This window comes from Microcoleus sp. M2_D5, assembly GCF_036701935.1.
GTDB lineage: Bacteria > Cyanobacteriota > Cyanobacteriia > Cyanobacteriales > Microcoleaceae > Microcoleus.
This window is the reverse complement of the sequence record NZ_JAUBRP010000006.1, coordinates 71,526-92,018: the sequence shown is the minus strand read 5'-3', so window position 1 is coordinate 92,018 and position 20,493 is coordinate 71,526. Positions and strand designations below refer to the sequence as shown.

14 protein-coding genes are annotated in these 20,493 nt (G+C 43.9%); 7 read left to right on the top strand and 7 right to left on the bottom strand.

The genetic code is table 11. The annotated features are described in order from the left end of the window. Positions 1-362: 362 nt before the first annotated feature. From smc to QUA50_RS04465, 6 genes are all read left to right on the top strand, one after another. The gene (gene smc, locus QUA50_RS04490; RefSeq protein ID WP_333260437.1) at positions 363-4,205 is read left to right on the top strand and encodes a chromosome segregation protein SMC; all 3,843 of its coding nucleotides are present in this window, start codon (positions 363-365) and stop codon (positions 4,203-4,205) included. Positions 4,206-4,273: 68 nt separating this feature from the next. Further along, the gene (locus QUA50_RS04485) at positions 4,274-5,302 is read left to right on the top strand and encodes a PRC-barrel domain-containing protein (protein WP_333260440.1); all 1,029 of its coding nucleotides are present in this window, start codon (positions 4,274-4,276) and stop codon (positions 5,300-5,302) included. A 291-nt stretch (positions 5,303-5,593) separates the two neighbouring features. Beyond that, a complete protein-coding gene (locus QUA50_RS04480) occupies positions 5,594-5,758 on the top strand; it encodes a hypothetical protein (protein ID WP_333298506.1) in 165 nt (54 codons plus the stop codon). Positions 5,759-5,865: 107 nt separating this feature from the next. Then, entirely contained in the window at positions 5,866-6,891 is a 1,026-nt protein-coding gene (locus QUA50_RS04475; RefSeq protein WP_333260442.1) for an SGNH/GDSL hydrolase family protein, read from the top strand. Between the two features lie 256 nt (positions 6,892-7,147). After that, positions 7,148-9,379, top strand: a complete 2,232-nt coding sequence (locus QUA50_RS04470) for a hypothetical protein (protein WP_333260446.1) — start codon at positions 7,148-7,150, stop codon at positions 9,377-9,379. Between the two features lie 12 nt (positions 9,380-9,391). Beyond that, entirely contained in the window at positions 9,392-11,224 is a 1,833-nt protein-coding gene (locus tag QUA50_RS04465) for a DUF6798 domain-containing protein (RefSeq protein WP_333260448.1), read from the top strand. 279 nt (positions 11,225-11,503) lie between these two features. Here the strand turns inward: QUA50_RS04465 and QUA50_RS04460 are convergent, their stop codons facing one another. The 4 genes from QUA50_RS04460 to rfbC form a co-directional block, all read right to left on the bottom strand. Then, a complete protein-coding gene (locus QUA50_RS04460) occupies positions 11,504-12,478 on the bottom strand; it encodes a glycosyltransferase family 2 protein (RefSeq protein WP_333260450.1) in 975 nt (324 codons plus the stop codon). Between the two features lie 93 nt (positions 12,479-12,571). Continuing rightward, positions 12,572-14,353: a hypothetical protein gene (locus QUA50_RS04455; RefSeq protein WP_333260453.1), complete on the bottom strand. Its 1,782-nt coding sequence runs from the start codon at positions 14,351-14,353 to the stop codon at positions 12,572-12,574. 146 nt (positions 14,354-14,499) lie between these two features. Then, complete coding sequence (gene rfbD / locus QUA50_RS04450) at positions 14,500-15,372, bottom strand: dTDP-4-dehydrorhamnose reductase (RefSeq protein WP_333260456.1); 873 nt, start codon at positions 15,370-15,372, stop codon at positions 14,500-14,502. Positions 15,373-15,374: 2 nt separating this feature from the next. After that, positions 15,375-15,920 (bottom strand): dTDP-4-dehydrorhamnose 3,5-epimerase, encoded by a 546-nt coding sequence (gene rfbC / locus QUA50_RS04445; RefSeq protein ID WP_333260460.1) that lies wholly within the window; start codon positions 15,918-15,920, stop codon positions 15,375-15,377. 49 nt (positions 15,921-15,969) lie between these two features. Between rfbC and QUA50_RS04440 the strand changes: the two genes are divergently transcribed. Then, positions 15,970-16,659 carry a methyltransferase domain-containing protein gene (locus QUA50_RS04440; protein ID WP_333260463.1) on the top strand — a complete coding sequence of 230 codons (690 nt, stop codon included), beginning with the start codon at positions 15,970-15,972 and terminating at the stop codon, positions 16,657-16,659. Positions 16,660-16,743: 84 nt separating this feature from the next. Here the strand turns inward: QUA50_RS04440 and QUA50_RS04435 are convergent, their stop codons facing one another. The 3 genes from QUA50_RS04435 to QUA50_RS04425 are packed head-to-tail and all read right to left on the bottom strand — an operon-like array spanning position 16,744 to position 20,269. Then, positions 16,744-17,808 carry an NAD-dependent epimerase/dehydratase family protein gene (locus QUA50_RS04435; RefSeq protein ID WP_333260466.1) on the bottom strand — a complete coding sequence of 355 codons (1,065 nt, stop codon included), beginning with the start codon at positions 17,806-17,808 and terminating at the stop codon, positions 16,744-16,746. Continuing rightward, on the bottom strand, positions 17,801-18,562 hold the full coding sequence (locus QUA50_RS04430; protein ID WP_333260468.1) for a glycosyltransferase family 2 protein: 762 nt from the start codon (positions 18,560-18,562) through the stop codon (positions 17,801-17,803). The genes QUA50_RS04435 and QUA50_RS04430 overlap by 8 nt, the downstream gene beginning before the upstream one ends. A gap of 3 nt (positions 18,563-18,565) precedes the next feature. After that, positions 18,566-20,269: a hypothetical protein gene (locus tag QUA50_RS04425; RefSeq protein WP_333260471.1), complete on the bottom strand. Its 1,704-nt coding sequence runs from the start codon at positions 20,267-20,269 to the stop codon at positions 18,566-18,568. Positions 20,270-20,493 lie beyond the last annotated feature (224 nt).

The window sequence follows — 20,493 nt, the reverse complement described above, 5'->3', positions numbered from 1 at the left end:
TAATTTTGGTTCGATTTTACCGGAAAGTTTTTATATGTCTAGGGGTAACATGAAGAATTTTCTGCCTTGTATTTACTGAAATTCAATAGGGACAAGGCTTTTAGGTTTAATCGCACAAATAATCCCGATCGAGTCTCATGAAATTATCTGTATCAAAATTTACGTTTATTTGTTGCGGTCGCTCGGAATGCAGATGTTGTACGTTTGTCAACCAACTTTTTAAGTAAAAGTCGGCGGGGTGGTTGACAAAGGTGTAATATATCGGTTCGATCGACAATGCCAGAAAGTTCACACATTGTCGATCGCCCCATTGCCTGTGCTACCCTGTGACAACAACCTAGAGCCAAAGCTACTCCTAGCACATGGTTCACATTAAACGGATCGAACTGACTAACTTTAAATCTTTTGGCGGCACGACGGCCATTCCCGTGCTGCCCGGTTTTACTGTGGTTTCCGGGCCCAACGGTTCTGGGAAGTCCAACATCCTCGACGCTTTGCTGTTTTGTCTGGGGCTTTCGAGTTCTAAGGGAATGCGGGCTGAACGTTTGCCGGATTTGGTGAACAGCGCCCAAAACAAACGCGGTACGATCGAAGCTAGCGTGACTGCGACTTTTGCGCTGGAAGATGTGGGGGAGGAATGGTTCGCCCAGGATGAAGATGAGGAGGAAATCTCAGAAACTCAAGAGAGTAACGAACAACTATCTGCTGCTAATCCACAATCGGCTGAGTTATCTGTGGAAGCAGAAGACGTAGAAGCAATCGAAATTACAGAAACTGAAGACAACAACGGACAATCATCCAATCGAAAATCCAAAATCCAAAATCCAAAATCGGAAGAGTTATCTGTTGAAGACGTAGAAGAGATTGAAATCGCCGCAACTCAAGACAATAACGGACAACTACTCGCTACTAATAAAAAATCCAAAATCCAAAATCCAAAACCGGATGAGTGGAGTGTAACCCGCAAACTTCGGGTAACTCGCCAAGGTACTTACACTTCAACTTATTACATTAACGGCCAACCTTGCACGCTGACTCAACTTCACGAACAACTCAACCGCTTGCGAATTTATCCCGAAGGCTATAACGTCGTCCTGCAAGGAGACGTTACCAGCATTATTTCGATGAATTCTAAGGAACGCAGAGAAATCATTGACGAATTGGCTGGTGTCGCTCAGTTCGATCGCAAAATCTCTTTAGCTAGGCAGAAGTTGGATGAAGTTAAAGAGGTGGAAGAACGCAGCCGGATTGTGGAAAAAGAGCTGATTTCTCAGCGCGATAGACTTGCTTCCGATCGCACAAAAGCGGAAAAATATCAAAAATTGCGGGCGGAATTTCAAGAAAAGTCGCAGTGGGAAATTGTCCTAAAATTCCGCCAGTTGCAAAAGCAAGAATGGAAACTGCGCGAACAAATCGAAACGGGCGATCGCACTTCGGCATCTCTCACCGAACAACTGCAAGCAATTAGCACCCAAATTCAAGCAGCAACCGCCGAACTTGACGCGCTGAATGCCCGCGTTAAAGCTTTGGGAGAGTCGGAACTGTTGGCTTTGCAAGCGACGATTGCCACTCAGGAAGCGGAACGGCGGCAAGTGCAAAACCGCAAACAGGATTTGGAAAAAACTGCTGGACAAATCGCGGCTAATATAGCACAAACCGAGTCAGAAGTTCGGCAATTTAAGCAAAGTTTGGAGCAAATTGAGATTGAAATATCTTATGTTAAGTCTCAGCAGGCGAGTTTTCAGGAACAGCGGGATGCAGCCAAGCAAAGTTTAGATGAAAGTCGGGAAGTTGCAAATGCGATCGCCTCGACGGCCGAAGCTTGGGTACAGCAGCAAACGGAACTGCACCGCCAAATTGAAACAATTCAACAAACTTTGGAACCGCAGCGTACAGAACAAGCTACTATCGGAGAAAGAGCCGATCGCCTGCAAAGTCAAATTCAAGAACAAAACCAATCGCTGCAAGTATTGGAACAGGAAATTGCAGCGAAAAAAGAGCAGCAATCTCGCCTTGTGGAAACCAAAGGCGTTGCATCTTTGCAAGTAGAATCGCTGAATCAAATTTTAGTCGAAGCCGAACAAGAATTGCAACTGCAACAGGAAACTCAAACTCGTTTGTTGGAAGAACAGCGGGAAAGACAGCGCAAATTAGACAAGCTAGAAGTGCAGTTTCAAGCACTGCAAGAAGCGACGGGAACGTTTACTGCAAAAATTGTCGCGCAAAGCGGAATTGGCGGAGTTTGCGGCTTGGTGGCTCAACTCGGCAGGGTAGAACCGCGCTATCAGTTGGCCCTGGAAATTGCGGCGGGCGGGCGCATGGGAAATATGGTGGTGGAAGATGACAGCGTGGCTGCTGCTGCGATCGAATTGTTGAAGCAAAAACGGGCGGGAAGGATGACGTTTTTGCCTTTGAATAAGATTAGGGGCGGCAGGTATTCGGTGAATGAAAATTTGCGGCGCGCGGCTGGGTTTGTGGATGCGGCTGTTAATTTAATTGACTGCGATTCGCGGTATCAGGAAATTTTTGCTTACGTTTTTGGCAGTACGGTTGTGTTTAGCAACCTCAGCGACGCCCGCCGCTATTTGGGACAGTACCGGATTGTCACTTTGGACGGGGAAATTTTGGAAACTAGCGGGGCGATGACTGGGGGAAGTTCTACTAATAGATCTACCTTGCATTTTGGCACGGTTGAGGCTAGCGAGGCTGCTAGTGAAGCCAGGACGATCGCCTTTTTACAAGAAAGGTTGGAGGAAATTGAGCGGATTTTGGAACGGTGCAAAATTGCGATCGATCGCGCGTCTGTTGCAGTCAAAACTCGCAGCCAAGAATTGATGGAAGCGAAACAAAATTTGCGCGAACATCAGTTGCGGTTGGAACAGTTGGATTCAGAAATTAAGAATTTGCACGCGCAACAGGAACAAGTGCGATCGCAAATTGCGAAAAATACACAGGAATTAACTGATTCGCGATCGAGATTGCAGTTGCTGGAGAGAGAATTGCCCGCACAGGAAACTCAATTGCAGCAGTACCGCCAAACTTTGGCGCAGTTGGAAGAGTCGAACAGTCACAGCGAATGGCAGCAAATGCAATCGGGTTTGCGCGCTCTGGAAGCGCAACTGCAAGAGCGAGAATTGGCTCACAGAAACGTCCAGCAGCGCCTTGTAGACTTGGAAAATCAATTCGGGCGTTTGGAAGACAAAATTAAGGAAGGCAGCGAGAAATTGCAGGATTGGCAAGTGCAGCAAAACGCGGGGGCGGAGGCGATCGATCGCATTGTTTCGCAGCAGTTAGAACTCGACCGGCAAATTGCGGAAGCTAAAGCAGCTTTGGGGGAAATTGAGGAAAAATTGGGCGTGGAAAAGGAAGAGCGCGATCGGGCAGAATCTCAACTGCGAGAACAGCATTTAGCCAAACAACAGTTACAGTGGCAGTTGCAAAAACTGCACGAAACTCAGCAAGAACGCCGGGAACAATTAGCCGCAGTCCGCACTCTATTGGAAACGCAGCGGGCGGAAATGCCCGACCCGGTGCCGTCGATTCCTGAAAATGTCGAGAAAGCCAATTTGACGGAATTGCAGCAGGAAGTAAAGGCGATCGCCAAACGCATTCAAGCTTTAGAACCTGTCAATATGCTAGCCTTGGAAGAGTACAACCGCACTCAAGAACGCCTTCAAGAATTAAGTCAAAAATTGACGACATTGGAAGGAGAACGCACTGAACTGCTGTTGAGAATCGAAAATTTTACCACACTCAGGCGGCGCGCTTTTAAAGAAGCTTTCGACGCGGTTAACGAGAACTTCCAGACTATCTTTGCGGAACTTTCCGAAGGCGATGGCTATCTCCAGCTAGATGACCAGGAAGACCCCTTCAGCAGCGGCTTGAATTTGGTGGCTCACCCGAAGGGCAAACCCGTACAGCGGCTGGCTTCCATGTCTGGAGGCGAAAAGTCGCTGACGGCGCTGAGTTTTATTTTTGCGCTGCAACGCTACCGCCCGTCTACGTTCTACGCTTTTGATGAAGTGGATATGTTTCTGGATGGGGCAAATGTGGAGCGATTAGCTAGAATGATAAAACGACAGTCTGAACAAGCCCAGTTTATTGTTGTGAGTTTGCGGCGACCTATGATTCAATCGGCTGAGCGTACAATTGGCGTTACTCAAGCGCGGGGAGCTTATACTCAAGTCATAGGGCTGAAGTTGTAGTCCCGGAGTTTATGTTAACGCTCGTGTTGAGTGATATATGTACTTAATAAATCAGGATTAAAGTTAGAATGACATCCGAACAAATCTGCCAACGCTCCGATATTCTAGGCACTCAGGTCATCACCCGCGACAGAGGTAAACGCTTGGGGGTGGTTAGTCAATTGTGGGTGGACATCGATCGGCGGGAAGTTGTGGCGATCGGTCTGCGTGATAATATATTTGCGGTCGCTGGAATGCCGAGGTTTATGTTCCTCAGCAATGTCAGCGAAATCGGCGACGTGCTGTTGGTGGAAGATGAGAGCGCGATCGAAGATGATGTTGATGTTGAAGTCTACAGCATTTTGATTAACAGCGAAGTTATTACCGAAACCGGCGAACTTTTAGGTAGGGTGCGGGGCTTTAGGTTCGACCCCGAAGACGGTAAGTTAGTTTCTATAATTATCGCTTCCCTGGGAATCCCCCAAATCCCCGACCAAGTTCTCAGCACTTACGAGTTGGGGATTGAAGAAATTGTCAGCAGCGGCCCGAATCGCTTAATTGTGTTTGAAGGTTCCGAGGAAAGGCTCAGACAGCTTAGTGTCGGTTTGCTGGAGCGCGTCGGTTTGGGCCAAGCACCTTGGGAACGAGAAGAGGACGAGGCAGGTTATTATCCGAAACCCGTGGCTACGGGAAATCAATTGGGCCCGGGCGTGCGGATACCTGCACCGGAAATGCGGAGCCGCGTAGCTGCGCCTGCGGTGGAAGAAGTTCCTTGGGATGAGGATTTAGAGTGGAATCGGCCTGCGGTTCGCCAGCCGCCTATGCGCGCGGTGCAAGTACAGCAGCAGCCAGTCGAGGATTACGAGGATTACGAGGATTACGAAGAGGATAATTGGGGCGGCGAGGAGGACGATTATGAGGAGGAAGAGTACGAGGAGAAGCCGCAATACACTCGCGCCGAGATTTCTCGCCCGAAGCAGCCGGTGGTGGAGTACGAAGATGATGTGGAGGCTGATGCTTGGGCTGACGATGAGGCACCGAAGCCTTACCAGGCTCCTCGGGTGAATATCCCTGAGAAGACTAAGACTCCTGAGTACGAGGAGGAAGCGAATTATTAGGAATTAATCAATTAGTTCAAACCAATATTTTGCACTCTTCTTAAGAACGGGCTAGAAGCCCGTTCCACAAAGAGTAGATTTTCTTGTGGAACGGGCTTCAAGCCCGTTGCTGATAGTTATGCAAGATATGAGTTTAAACTGAGATGCTATACCATTCTCACTTAACGGGCAAGATGCCCGTTCCACAATCAAGTTTGTTTCTTGTGGAACGGGCTTCAAGCCCGTTGCTGATAGTTATGCAAGATGTGAGTTTAAACTGAGATGCTATACCATTCTCACTTAACGGGCAAGATGCCCGTTCCACAATCAAGTTTATTTCTTGTGGAACGGGCTTCTAGCCCGTTGCTGATATTGGTGCAAGATGTGGGTTTAAACTCAGATGTGGCACTATTCTCGCTTAACGGGCTAGATGCCCGTTCCACAATCAAGTTTATTTCTTGTGGAACGGGCTTCTAGCCCGTTGCTGATATTGGTGCGCTCAATCTAATTAAATTAGAGCCATGAACTAGATAATACTGGCATGGCAGTTTACTATACTTTTGCTGACGTTTCATATTATGTTAATGAGCGAAAAAAATATTGCTAAAAATGTTGCTTTCAGATTAATAACATATCTAATTTTTCCAATTTTTTTATCCACCACCACCGCTGAAATTGTCTTGCGAGTTGCGGGATACAAACCCTGGCAAATAGAAAATGTTGATGTTGCCGTCGAACCCAAAGGTAACTTTTTTACCAAAGACTCGGAACTCGGCTACAAGCATTTGCCGGGTAAATTCAAGGTGACACTTAACGGCAATTACTCATTTAATGCAACTCATCTCAATAATAGTCTCAGAATAACACATCCCCTCAATACTTACAATTTATCCTCAAAAAAACCGGAAATTTGGCTCTTTGGCTGTTCCTTTACCTACGGTTGGTCATTGAATGACAGCGAAACTTATGCTTGGTTGCTGCAAGAGAAATTACCCAAGTATGAAATAGTTAATTTTGGCGTTAACGGCTACGGCACTCTGCACTCGTTGATTCAATTTAAAGCAGCACTCAAACAACGAAATAAACCCAAAATTGCGGTGATTGCTTATGCGGGATTTCACGACCGCCGCAATACTTTGTTAAGGGCGAGACGAAAGCAAATGGCTGCTTGGAATAAACTCGGTATTTTATTCCAGCCCGATGCTAGGCTGAATGGAGAAAATAATTTTACCTACAAAATGGCAAAACTTGAATATCGCGAGTTCCCGCTGATGCGGGTTTCTGCATTAAGCCATTTTTTGGAGGTGAATTACAATCAATTTGAAGAGGGATTGTACAAAAGTCACGATGTTTCTAAGGCAATTATTAAAGAATTTAACCGTGTGGCTGAGGCTAACGGTGTTAAGTTAGTGGTGGCGGGAATTAATGCGGGTTCTGCTAAGATGTTGCAGGAGTTAAGTCAGGAGGGAATTGCTACGGCGGATATTTCTGTTGATTTGAAAATACCTGCCAATAATAATTTACCTCATGACCTTCATCCAAGTGCGATCGCCAATCTGCAATATGCAGAAAAGTTGGAAGGTTTTTTGCAAGGTACTGTTTTAAGGTAACAATCTTGGACGCGCATCAATACCAAAGAAACCGGGTTTTTACCGAAATTAAAAGTTTTGATGCAAGATTTTGGCAAAAAAACCCGGTTTCTGAGTACCCGTGCGTCAAGGTAACAATCTTGGACGCGCATCCATACCAAAGAAACCGGGTTTTTACCGAAATTAAAGGCTTTGATGCAATATTTTGGCAAAAAAACCCGGTTTCTGACTACCCGTGCGTCCAGGACTATACAATTGATTTAGGGTTGCTAGACTGATGGAATTATTTGAGTTTGTTTCTTTTAAGTTGCCTCGAAAATTTCTAATTGATGGTTTTTTTCTGTTTTTACTTGTTCTCGTAACAGTTGCAGTAACATCAATCTATGTATCCAGCGAACATACTTTTTATTGGTGGGATTACGCGGGCTACAACACCGCTACAGTCAACACGGCAAATTTATTTCGAGACTCGCCAGATAAAGCATGGCGCGGAGTTATAGAATCGCTATCTAAAGAAAAAAACCTGTTAATTTCTCTGCCGTTAGTGCCATTTATTTTGTTATTTGGCGAGTCTCGGCTGAGTTACATTCTCAGCGTATCCCTGATTTACGTGCTGCCGTTTCGCCTGTTGCTGGGGGCAATTTCTGCAAAGCTAATTCCAGTTTATCCCCGCCGGGTGTTTTGGTCAACTGTGCTGCTGAGTTTATTAATTCCGATGAGTTGGATACCGACTCTGCGGGGATATTTGGATACTGGTGGCTGTGTGTTTGTAGCTTTGGCAATTTTGGTTTATTTGCAGGATGTTAAGCTGAAATCTTGGTGGAAAATCCCGTTAATTGGGTTTTTGCTGGCGGCGGCGATTCTGTTGCGGCGCCATTTTGCTTATAGTGCGATCGCATTTTTTGGTGCTGCAACTTTACAGGCTTTCATCGAGTTTATAGTACAGTATAGCAATCCCAAATCAGTTATCAACATGGTTCCGGCTTTTAGCCGGGACGGGCTAGAAGCCCATCCCACAACTCATTTAGGATTGCTATTTCAAAGTATTCAAAACAAAGGTTGGAAAAATTTGTTTGAATCCGCTGTAAAATTGGGCTTGATAGCTGTAACTAGCTTGATTATTTTAATGTTGGTAGCGGGGGATTTTACTCGCAGTGCTCTGACGGTTGACTACCGCAATTTGTATGTTGCTTGGAGTTTGCCTGTAAATGATATTTTAACTCGTTATGCGGATTTTTACGGTTTGGGAACTTGGCTGCTGGTACTGATTGGTTTTTCGGCGGGAATTCTCACCCGAATCCTGGTTCCGGCGGCGGCTATTTTTGTTTCGTTGTTTGGGGTTTTGTCGCTGATTGAATGGCTGTTAGTGTTGCGTTACGGCTACTTGCACTATACAATTCATATTACACCGATCGCACTTTTGGGACTATCCACATTTTTCTGGACAACTTGGCTGACACTCAAGGGAAAAATCCGGTATTTCATGCTGGGCGCGGCGGGTTTGTACCTGGTTTTGAATGCCGCAGTCGGGTTAATTCCTCTCAAGGTTGATTTGCCAAGACTGTTTGTGGGTAATTTTCCGCCGTTAGTGCGATCGGACTACTACGAAGTTGTAAAATTAGTAGAGTTTCTGCGAAAATTAGCACCCAATGAAGAACCAATTTTTATTGCCGGTGCTTCTAACAGTTTTAATGCTAATATCCTCAGACAAGCCAACCGAAAATTAAACCCGCCGGAGGGTTGGTGGAGATTAAATACAATCGGGAGGCCGCAAATTGACTCGCGCGATACTTACCCGCTACCGGAGTTGTTGCAGGCACAATATGCGGTGGTTGCTGTACCTTTTCAGCAGGTGTTACCGACTGACGAACAAGTTTTGCGATCGCACGAACAAGATGTTGTTAAAGTTGTGTACGATGCCTTTACTCAAAACTGGGAAATTGCCCGCGATTTCCAATTGCTACCTGAACAGTTTAAACTAGAAAACGGCGTGACTGTCAGCGTTTACCGGAGGATGCGGCCGACTGATACAGCAACGGCAGTTAGGACTCTGGAGGCGATGCAGCGGCAAATAGTCGATCGACCGGGCACGCAGTTAGATTGGATTAGTTTGCATCAATCAATCTACACAAGTGCCAATTATTCAGTCAGTCAAGAATCGGATAACCTATATAATATTGTAACTCATCCAATTAAAAACAGCAATAAACTAGATACATCTTTTCTGTATTTAGGTTCCATCTCAGACAAAGTAAAAGTTACCGGCAAACTCAATTTACCTAACAAACAATGTCCGGGAGTTGCCCTGCGCTTGACTTTGTGGGACAAGCAAGGTAAATTAATAGACTCAGCAGAGATGGCTTACGGTCACAAAAGTGATCTCGCCTTAAATCTATTAGTTGAGGGCAAAAATCCGATTTATCTGCTGCTTGAGGTATTGAGTAGCAGCAAACAGGATTTAACAAACCAATGCCAACTGGAGATTAACAATTTAGGTGTCAGTAGGTAAATTGAACCGTCAATGCAGAAACATCAAAAATCCCACTGGTATTTTAATCTATCTCTATATACTTTTGCCATCATCGGCTCCCTGATGGCCACTGGCTATATTTTCCCCATTGGAGGCAATTTCCCGGAAGTGCCACCAATTCAATTTATGTTAAATCCTGAACTATATAAAAATGACTATTACGTTCAGGAAATGGTTAAGTTTAATCCGAGATATTACTATTATTATATCATCTATTTACTCGCCCAAATAGGAACCAGCATTCCCATAGCGCACTTTATTTATCAATTCCTAGCCTTCGGTTCATTTATCCTAGCTTGCTACGCAATTATCAATATTTATACTAATTCAAAACTGCCTGCCGCAGCGATGGCTTTTTTATGTATAGCCGCTTCATTTACAGATGTTGGTAACACGCTGATATTTTCCACCAAATCAGTACCCAGTACCTTCGCAATGGGTTTCGCAATCTGGGGAATTTACTTTAGTTTGCGCCAGAAATGGCTGACGGGATATTTCTTTTTTGGGCTGGGTTGTTTGCTGCAATTTTTAGTTGGTTTGTTGCCGGGATTGATGATGGTTCCCGTTTTGGTAATTCAATCTGTAAAACAGCGGAAGTTCAAAACATTGATTTTGGCGATCGCACTTTTAGCAGCAATGGCAAGTATCGTTTACGTACCGATGCTATTAACAGGTACTACCAGCACTCACACTATCGACAACGCCGATTTTGTCTACATTCACGCAAAAGTCCGCAACCCCCACCACATCCTCCCGTCAAATTGGGATGTCGGGAATTGGTTCAACTTTATATGTTTCATAATTGGTGGCTTGCTGTGCATCAAAAACTCCGATTTATTGCCAAAAGAAGACAAGATTAATTTTTCGGTAATTGTTGGCACATCAATTTTTGGACTATTTCTCAATTTCGTATTTGTCGAAGTTTATCCTGTGGCTTTTATCGCCAAACTACAGTTAGCAAGAACTGTACCTTTTGCTCAACTAATTATATTTATTGCTGTTGCTTTGACTGTCGAGCAACTTTACCGAGAAAAACAAATACCTATTAGCTTGTTGCTGTTAGCTGTACTAACTTTACCTTTTAGGGGCATCCTTTTTTTAGGATTATCAGTTTGGCAGACAAAAAATTACTTATTTCCCAAACGATATAATATATTGTTGTGGATTTTAGCAGCACTAACGGTAATTTTCAGCTTGATATATCCGCTGGCTGATTCATGGGAAATAATTGGCGATCGAATAATTAGCATCCCAATCTTTTTCTCAATCCTCGCCTTCCCATTCATTTTAGAAAAAACATCCCTAGCTACATCTATCAAACAGACTGTAACTCACACATTAGCCTTAATAACTACCGCCACCTTAGTTTTTGGAGTAGCAGGAATTCTGCCCAAACCTATATTAAATGTATTTCAAACAAGAGTTAATATCAATGCCGTTCCCAGAGACGACTTAAGCAAATTAGCTGTGCGATTTTCGCAAAGTAGCAGCCCCGATTCACTCGTATTAATTCCACCCTCAGTTACCAGCTTCCAGTTTTTCTCCGAAAGGGCGATTGTCGTCAACTTCAAAAACTTCCCCTTTACCGAAAAAGGCATCAAAGAATGGCAAAATCGCATGGAAGCTGTTTTAGGGGTTCCCTTAAACCCGCAAATGATTTGGGGAGGAAATGACTTTTTCATCCGCCGCAGCAGTGCGGATTTAGTCAAAGTAGCCAAAAACTATCATGCCGATTATATCCTGACTCGTACTGACTGGCATCCAAATATTCAAGGGGAAATCGCCGACAAACAAGGCAAATGGATACTGTATAAAATTAGGTAATATCATGTCCTCACGATTAACCATAATATCCCGGTCGGGGCGGGTTTTTGAGATGGGAGATTGTGGGCAGATATTGTGGGCTCACGGGCCCCTACAAAAATCGCGGTCGCTCGACCGGACATGATATAATAGGTAATTGCTAATAGGTAATTGGTAAAACTTGTTAAATCCAAATATGACTTTTATCTTAGTCGGCCGACACAGACTTTGCTTGTCTATAAGCAATTTCAACATCCGATTTATCTGCGTTAGTCAGCGTTGATCCGCCTTAATCTGCGGTTAAATATCAAAACCAGAATCATCAATAATTTCGCTAATTTGCTTGTCCACATAATCAGCATCCACATTCCGCGCCATCAACTCAGCTAAAATTCCCAAAGAAATCAACTGCACCGACAGAATTGTACACAAAATCCCAAAAAATAACAAAGGTCGATTGCCGATCGGCCCAAAATTCATCCCCGCCAAATTCAGAAACCAAATAACTATCAAATAACTCAGCGAAACAGTTCCAACTAAGCCAAAACACAATCCCAAACCCCCAAACAAATGACCCGGCTTGTGCAAATACTGCGTCGTGGCTAACACCGTCAACAAATCAATAAAACCCCGCGCATAACGTTCCCAGCCGTAATTCGATTTTCCGTGCTTGCGCGGATGATGTTCGACAACTACTTCGCCAATTCTAAACCCTAAATTGTTTGCTAAAGCTGGAATGTATCGGTGCAATTCCCCGTACAATTTAATCGACTGCAAAACTTCTCTACGGTAAGCTTTAAAACCGCAATTCATATCGTGCATTTTCACGCCAGTCAGCAAACACGCAACGGCATTAAACAGCTTGGAAGGTAAAGTTTTAGAAAGCGGGTCGTTCCGCTGTTTTCGCCAACCGGAAACTAAATCAAATCCCGATTCTAAATGATGTAAAAATTTGGGGATTTCAGCGGGGTCGTCCTGCAAATCGGCATCAAGAGTAAAGATAATTGTCCCTGCTGCATTGCGAAATCCTGCTGAAAGCGCGGCGGATTTGCCAAAGTTGCGGCGCATTTTAATTGCTTTAATTAGTTTGGGATGTTTGCTGGCTAAATCTGTGATTTCTTGCCAGGAATAATCGCGGCTACCGTCATCTATGAAGATGACTTCGTAACTGTCAATTTCTGTTTGGAACATGACAATTTTGATTTTGTCAAACAGCAATTTTAGGGTGGCTTCTTCGTTGTGAACTGGGATTACGAAGCTGAGGTGTTTTGGCATAGGGATATTCTATTTCATTTTTGTTGTTAATGAGATTTTTATTATTAACCGCAGAGGGCGCAGAGGGCGCAGAGGAGGAGAAAGAGAGATTTTTTAGTTTTTATCGATCACTTGGGAGTTTCGCAAGGCTACCCAACCTTTGCGGTTTTTAAAGGAGGCATAGGCTGTCAATAGTTTATCTGTTGGTGATGTTTGAATGTATCCTCTCCAAGCTGCGAATTCGTAGGAAGGGCCAAATAATTTAACTAAATCTGGGCGGGGAAATCCTGACATGGCAAAACCTCGAACGATATTTTCTTGGTTGAGAATGGCAATACATTTTACATTGTTTTCGGGGTCTCCTACCCAGCCAATTACTCTGGAGGCGGCGGGTGCGAGTTTAGTTACTGTATCAAAATATCCGGGTACTCCGTCTTTGGGCGCGGACAGTAAATTTGCGTCGAGTTTTGTGTCTAATGCTGCACAAAAATTGTGTTTTTTGATGTCTCGGTTAAATGGCACTAAGTTGTTAGTTTTTAAGGCGTCGATTAAGCCGACAAAAGCGGCGGGTTTGTTGCCTACGCGGTCTTTAATTAGGGTTACGTCGGTGATGCCTAGTTGCAGTGATAATGCTACTAACGGTTGATAGGTTGCTCTGCGGGCGATCGCCATTGCAGTTTCGCCTCCCACCCCGTACATTAAAATAACCGCGACTGTGGCGACTGCAAACAGCGGTGTCAGCCAACGCCGTTGAATTCTGGGTGTTGGCTGCAACTCCCGCACCCACAACACTGTGAGGACAATTGTGCTCATCCAAAACAAGGCTGGGAGTGTGGCGTAGCGGGAAGCGGTGGCCTGTTCGACTCCAAATCCCGATCGACTGACAGCGGCCATTAACGCCGTTTGCAGCGTGTAAAGTTGGATTGATAGCCAAGGCAGCCAGTCCGGGCGATCGACCTTTTTTATAAATAGCCAATAACCCACAAAACCCGTCGCTGCAATCAAACCAATTATACCAATAATTGAAGCAACAATAATATTTTCGCTAAAAATACCGCCGAGATAAGTGGGAATATATTCGAGAGTTTTGAGCGGGTTAATTTTAGTTAAAGAAGGGTGATGAGATGGAGTTTTATAAGTTAAAAAATAAATCCCCATCACTGCAATCGAAGCAATGAAATACAAATAAGTTATTCGCCTGGGAAACCGCAGCACAACCGCAGCAGCACACAATATCGGCCACAAACCTAAAGGAGTGCTGTAACTAATACAGCCTAAAACGCCAAAAATAATGCTGCCAATTACCCACTTATTTTGTAAATGCGGGGGCGGGCACGGGGGCACCGCCCCTACCAACTCGTTACCAGGCTCTGCCTCCCTTTTCTTTAATAAATCTGTCACATAGGATTGCAAACAATATATCGAACAAATCACAAATAAATTAGCAATTATCCAGTGAACGCCGCTGAATCCCCGCATCCAATTGTGAGCGGCGGCCGGAGTAAAATTAAAAATAGAAATGCAAAGGAGTAGCGAGATAAATTGCAGCGGAAAACGCCTCAAATTTAACGGCAGCAGAGCAATTAATACGTGGCACTGAATCCAAGCCAAGAACCAGGCAACTAAACACAAACCAATATTTGAACCTTGGGTGACAGCTATATTCAAGCCATAAATAATTGCCGGAATCAAGACAAAATGCTCGTTGGCCCGAAATATCCAATTAAAAGGATTTGTAGAGAAACCGTCTACTGAATAAAAATTCCACGTCATCCACCAATAATCAAAATTAGACAAGTCTCCCGCTTGCGATATCAAGTACAAAATATATGAAGCTGGTATTAGGATGCCGAGAACTGAGGCGGCAATTAAAATATATTGTTGCTTGATTTTCATGGATTGGGAAATTGCGATATTTTTAATCGATTTGGGCTAAGTTGTACGCGCTGGGATTAAAGAAACCGGGTTTTTTACTCGATCGAGGGTTTGAACCAAGTAGTTTGTGAAAAAACCCGGTTTCTGGCTACTTTACACTCAATTTTTCATTTCACTTCTCTTGCCAGCATTTTTCTGAGCCCTTGCCGCCAGTGCGGAGGATGCGTACCCAGAAGTGCTGATATTTTTACCGTAGAGAGAACTGAAAAAGCCGGACGTTTTGCGGGTGTCGGATATTCGGCGGTGGTGATGGGAATTACGCGCTGAACTTTTAGGGGAAGGCCGAGTTTGGCTGCTTCCTCAAAAATGGCGATCGCAAAATCGTACCAACTACAAACACCGCTATTAGTGTACTGGTAAGTCCCAAAAGTTTCTGGCCCGAGGAGAGGAATAATTTGCGAAGTCGCCGCACTTAAATCCAGAGTCCAAGTAGGACTTCCGATCTGATCTGCTACTACTCGAATTTCTTCTCTTTCCTTTCCCAACCTCAGCATGGTTTTGACAAAATTACCTTTGCCACCGTTGCCGTAAACCCACGCGGTTCTAATAATAATATGTCGGTTCCCCGCTTTCCGAATTGCTTCCTCGCCTGCTAATTTCGACTTGCCGTAACTTCCCAGCGGGTTCGTAGAATCTGTTTCCAAATAAGCAGAACCGTGGCTGCCGTCAAATACATAATCAGTGGAAAAGTGAATCAAAGTTGCTCCCTGTTTTTCGCATTCTTCTGCAAGAATTCCGGGTGCAATACCGTTGACTGCGTGTGCTAATTCTGGTTCGCTTTCCGCTTTGTCTACCGCAGTGTAAGCACCCGCATTGACGACTAAATCCGGTAGAATTTCAGTCATTGCCTGACGGATGCTTTCGGGTTGGGATAAATCGAGGCGAGTGCGATCGACCGCAATTACCTCTCCCGAAGATAATAAAATCGGCTGCAATTCTTGAGCTAGCTGTCCGCTGCCACCTGCGAGTAAAATTTTCATTGTTAAAAAACTTCAGCTTTTTTGAAGGTTTGTCCAGCTTGGTCTTTAGCTGATAAGATTGGTTGGGCACCATCTAGCGGCCAGTCGATCGCCAAATCGGGGTCATTCCACAGGATACACCGCTCGTGTGCCGGTGCGTAATAATCTGTAGTTTTGTACAAAACTTCAGCCGTCTCGGAAACCACTAAAAAACCGTGAGCAAATCCCGCCGGCACCCAAAATTGCCGTTTATTTTCTGAACTAAGCAAACACCCAACCCACTGCCCAAAAGTCGGCGAACTTTTTCTAATATCCACTGCTACATCAAATATTTCGCCAGCAACTACCCGCAGCAATTTCCCTTGAGGCTGCTGCATTTGGTAGTGCAAACCTCGCAGCACATTTTTAGAGGATTTGGAATGATTGTCTTGCACAAATTCGGCTGTCACGCCTGTTTTTTCGACAAAAGCTTTGTGATTGAAACTCTCAAAAAAGAAACCGCGCTCGTCTCCAAAAATTTTCGGCTCAATTATCAGAACTTCCGGTATTTCGGTAGATATAACATTCATAGTTAGCTGTCAAAGTGATAAACTCATACTCAGTCTTTGCTATTTTACTATGAAAGCCGACGCATATCTCAAAAAATTGTATGCCAATCGATTTGATTCCCGACAACTGCAAGCCAAGGTGGCACTATGGAAAGTTTTAATTGACGACTTCTTACAAGATTATGTTCCTCCCGAATCAGCGGTTTTAGATATAGGCGGCGGTTACTGCGAGTTTATAAATCAAATTCGGGCTAAAAAAAAATATTTAATTGATCTTAATCCCGATTCAAAGTTGTTTGCTAACGCTGATGTGAATGTGCTTAATATTGATGTGTTTAATTGTGGCGATAAACCTGATTTTAGCGAAGAATTTGACCGCATATTTATCTCTAACTTTTTTGAACATCTCCGCAATAAAGAAGAACTCATCCAAATTATTTCATTTTGCTTTGAGGCGCTTAAGCCAGGGGGTTCTCTGTTAGTTGTCCAACCCAATTTTAAATATTCTTTCAAAGAGTATTACGACTTTATAGATCATCAATTACCGATTACCCACTTATCGCTGCAAGAACTTTTACAAACCGTCGGCTTTGAAATTGACCTAATTATACCCAGATTTTTGCCATTTTCAACCAAAGGCAGACCAGCATCGCCCTGGCTTTTAAAAGTTTACTTGAAATTGCCTTTTTTGTGGCTATTTTTGGGAGGTCAAATGTTTATTAAAGCATCGAAACAAAACAATAGAGGCAGAGACTCTTGAGAGGCATTCCCAGTCGTATACAGGCAGAGAGATACATCTGCGTTGATCCGCGTTTATCTCCCTACATCTGCGGTTCAAAAATCCCTACAAAATCGAACTTAACACCACCTCATTAGCAGCAATCCAATCACATATATCCTGCAAAGCAGCTTCCGGCCCAATAACAGGCTGCCATCCAGTTTTCTCCATCACCCTAGAAGAATCAGTAATAAAAATCGGAATATCCCCCGCACGTTCCTCCAAAACAGGATTAATTGAAATCGATTTACCCGTAATCTTTTGGCACAAATCAGTTGTCTCAACCAAAGAAAGACTGTTGCTAAAACCGCCGCCTACATTAAAAACTTCGCCATCAAATTTAGCAAAATTTTCTAACTGATAATTAACTAACCTCAACAAATCTTCAACGTGCAGCAAATCCCTAACTTGCTTCCCGCTGCCGCCAAAACCGATATAACTCAGCGACTTTTGAAAATAGTGAGCCGCCACCCACAAACCGCAAACTCCCTGATCGACTTTACCCATTTGCCAAGCACCGGTAATTAACCCGCAGCGGTTAATAATTGCGGGTACATTGTATGCTTCCCTGTATTCCTCAATCAGCAATTCCGAAGCTAATTTAGTTGCTCCGTAAAGCGAACGGTGTCCTTTTAATGGGAAGTCTTCTGATATGCCTAACTCGGATATACCGGGTAAAGTTTGCTCAGGGGCGATCGCAAATCTATTCGGCAATTCCAGCAGCTTAACAGATTTGACACTGGCGATCGGATAAACCCGACTCGTAGACAAAAACAGCAAACTCGCACCCGTTTGTCTCGCCAACTCCAAAACATTCACAGTGCCCAGTAAATTCGTCTGCAAAACGTACTGAGGCGAACTAAAACCAGCCAGCACAGAAGGCTCCGCAGCACAATCTATAATGCAGTCAGCATTCAGTGCAACTGGATCTAAATCTGCCGCTGTGCGAATATCCCCGTAAACAAACTGAATCCCCCAACTTTTAAGCCGAGGCAGATTCAATTCTGAACCCCGGCGACGCAGGTTATCTAAACAAATTATTTGCCATTCCGGGTGCAGTTTCTTCAGGCCAATTGCCAAACAACTGCCGATAAAACCCGCCCCGCCCACAATTAAAATTCTCTCAGGCATTGACTTTTAATTTTGCTATCTTTCTAGTCCGGTGGTAGTCGCCGCGAGACAGATGTTTTTCGAGCCATACATACAAGACAATAAACAAATATCGACTGCCCATCTCTTTGATTTTAAGCTTAGAAATACCAGCAGTCCGATTGTACCACCTCAGAGGAATTACCGTATAGGAAAAACCCCGAACAATTGCTTTTAAAGGCAGTTCCACTGTCAAATTAAAATGATGGCTCAAAATCGGTTGTACGCCTTCAATTACTTCTCTGCGGTAAATTTTAAAAGCATTGGTGACATCGCTGTACCGCAAGCCGAAAATACTTTTGACAAACCAGTTTGCTAAGCGGTTAATTGCTAACTTGTGAATTGGATAATCAACTATAAAGCCACCTTTGATAAAGCGGGAACCGAAAACGCAATCATATCCTTCTTGCAACTTGCGGTATCCTGCTACCAAATCCATCGGATCGTCGGAAGCATCCGCCATCACAATTGCCGCAGCATCTCCGTCAAATTCCGCCAATCCCCGGCGCACGGCAAATCCGAAACCGTTGGGAGGTTGATTGTTGATGTATCTAACTGTGCCAAAAGTCTCTGACAACTCCTGGCAAATATCAATAGTTCGATCGACACTATTGTCATTCACAATCAAAATTTCGTGCGGAATGCCTTCTAAATCCAGCGTCTGGGCGATCGCCCGCACAGTACCGTACAAACAGCCCTCCTCATTGTGGGCTGGTATAATCACAGAAATTTTCACTCCTCATCCTCCGCGCAACTGGACAAACTGGTTGTCAACAGGATTATACACCCAAGCTTTAATTCCTGTTTGGGCGATCGGCAAATTATTATCCGACAAATCAACAGCCCACCTTGCATTGTTGTACAAATCAGATTTTAAACTCTTAGCGATGTCGGGACTGTCCAAATTTACATAAGCGTTAGCAAAAAAAGATTTTTTGTCGCCCACAGATAGCAGTACAATGTTCGGCTGTTGCAATTTTTCTGGCCAAACCGCCCAACCAGCAGCCTTGACAGCATCATTTGGTTTAACAGCCAAGGATTTATCGCTAGTTTGAGGTTTGTCTAAATAACCGTAAACTTTCTCCGTATTAGAAATAAACTCTACATTTTTCGCGAACTTTCTCCAACCTATTTTGTCAATAATTGCAGCGCCTTCTCTCACCAGCCAAGTTTTTTTGCTCAGCACCCTCAAACAGCTTTCCGGCGAATTATTAAAAAAATCCGAGGGTTCCAGATAGTTAATTAACTGCAAACAATCTTGAGCACCTTGTTTGTAAATAATTGCAGATATAGTTTGGGCGATCGCCTGCTGGGAGTTAACAATAATTATCCCAATTAACAGCCCAGCCAACACCCGATAAACAAGTTTGTAGTTGCGCTTTAGCGCCGCACTCTTGCCTCTGGCAAACAATTGACCTAGCTGAACCACAGCAATTAACAGCAAAATCGAATTAGTCGTATATCTCGACGACTCGATCGCGTGAATTGCCCCAAATTCTGCCCTACCAGCCGTAATAAACAGAGCCGATAAAACCGAAAACAAACCTATTGACAGCCAAGGTAAAGCCTCACGATGCTCGGTAATCTTTCTCCCAAAGTGGAATCCCAGAAATAAGAAAGTTGCAAATATTAGCAATCCAACTAATGCTGAAATTCCCGGCGATCGCACAATTGGCGAACCCAACAGACTCAAAAAGTAATCAATCACCACAAACGGCTTATTCAACAATGAAATAATACTTGCTTTGCGAGTCGGATGATAATCAATTGAGTAAACAGCACAAGTTGCTACAAACAGCAATATCCATAGAATCAATCTTTTTCTTTTTTGTACCGCATTTCCCTCCAAAGCCACCACAGCCGGAATCGCAGCCAACCAAGACAACAAACCTTGAGCCAGCGAAAAACTCGCAACAAAGCAGAATACAGCAGCAATAGAGATTCTAATATTAGGCAATAATTTGTGATTTAAAACCAGCGCATAAACCGCAGCGACAAAACACAAATTTACGAAAAACCACGCTAATTGAAATCCCCAAAGCCAGTTTTCGTGCTGAACTAGAGAGAAAAGCAAAATACAAGTTAAAATATTAGCTAAATGCCACAAATCATCCGCAACATTCTTAACTTGCATTGAGGATAACTTGTACATAGCGATAAAAGTTATCGCAGCCAAACCTATGCTGAAACACAACTGATAATTAATATTCCATCGGGAAGCAAAAGCCAGCACCGCAATAATTATTTTAGGGAAAAGTATGCGGTGGTTGCTGTGCAAAGCCCAAAAATCGTTAAAAGTTACATTTCCCTGAGCTATTTTTTCAAAAAGGCTAGCTAACCTCCACTCGTCATCAACGGGAACGTTAACGCTAAAATTCGCTACAAATCCGATTAATAAGAAGACAGGAATTAGATATAAAGTAAATAATATGATTTTTTTCATGAATGTGCGATCGCACCGATTGCCATCACCATTTTATATCAAACCGACTTAAATACTTTCTACTCTGAGACTCAAGAAACCGGGTTTTTATTGAAATTGACTGCTTGGGGCGCGTATCTGGGTGAAAAACCCGGTTTCTGGTGTTCCCTACTCTGAGACTCAAGAAACCGGGTTTTTATTGAAATTGACTGCTTGGGGCGCGTATCTGGGTGAAAAACCCGGTT

Excerpts from the sequence above, each read along its gene's own strand:
- QUA50_RS04455 (WP_333260453.1), bottom strand. The coding sequence starts at position 14,353 with ATGAAAATCAAGCAACAATATATTTTAATTGCCGCCTCAGTTCTCGGC.
- QUA50_RS04465 (WP_333260448.1), top strand. The coding sequence starts at position 9,392 with ATGCAGAAACATCAAAAATCCCACTGGTATTTTAATCTATCTCTATAT.
- QUA50_RS04475 (WP_333260442.1), top strand. The coding sequence starts at position 5,866 with ATGAGCGAAAAAAATATTGCTAAAAATGTTGCTTTCAGATTAATAACA.
- smc (WP_333260437.1), top strand. The coding sequence starts at position 363 with ATGGTTCACATTAAACGGATCGAACTGACTAACTTTAAATCTTTTGGC.
- QUA50_RS04440 (WP_333260463.1), top strand. The coding sequence starts at position 15,970 with ATGAAAGCCGACGCATATCTCAAAAAATTGTATGCCAATCGATTTGAT.
- QUA50_RS04425 (WP_333260471.1), bottom strand. The coding sequence starts at position 20,269 with ATGAAAAAAATCATATTATTTACTTTATATCTAATTCCTGTCTTCTTA.
- rfbC (WP_333260460.1), bottom strand. The coding sequence starts at position 15,920 with ATGAATGTTATATCTACCGAAATACCGGAAGTTCTGATAATTGAGCCG.
- QUA50_RS04470 (WP_333260446.1), top strand. The coding sequence starts at position 7,148 with ATGGAATTATTTGAGTTTGTTTCTTTTAAGTTGCCTCGAAAATTTCTA.
- QUA50_RS04460 (WP_333260450.1), bottom strand. The coding sequence starts at position 12,478 with ATGCCAAAACACCTCAGCTTCGTAATCCCAGTTCACAACGAAGAAGCC.
- QUA50_RS04480 (WP_333298506.1), top strand. The coding sequence starts at position 5,594 with ATGCCCGTTCCACAATCAAGTTTATTTCTTGTGGAACGGGCTTCTAGC.
- QUA50_RS04485 (WP_333260440.1), top strand. The coding sequence starts at position 4,274 with ATGACATCCGAACAAATCTGCCAACGCTCCGATATTCTAGGCACTCAG.
- QUA50_RS04435 (WP_333260466.1), bottom strand. The coding sequence starts at position 17,808 with ATGCCTGAGAGAATTTTAATTGTGGGCGGGGCGGGTTTTATCGGCAGT.
- rfbD (WP_333260456.1), bottom strand. The coding sequence starts at position 15,372 with ATGAAAATTTTACTCGCAGGTGGCAGCGGACAGCTAGCTCAAGAATTG.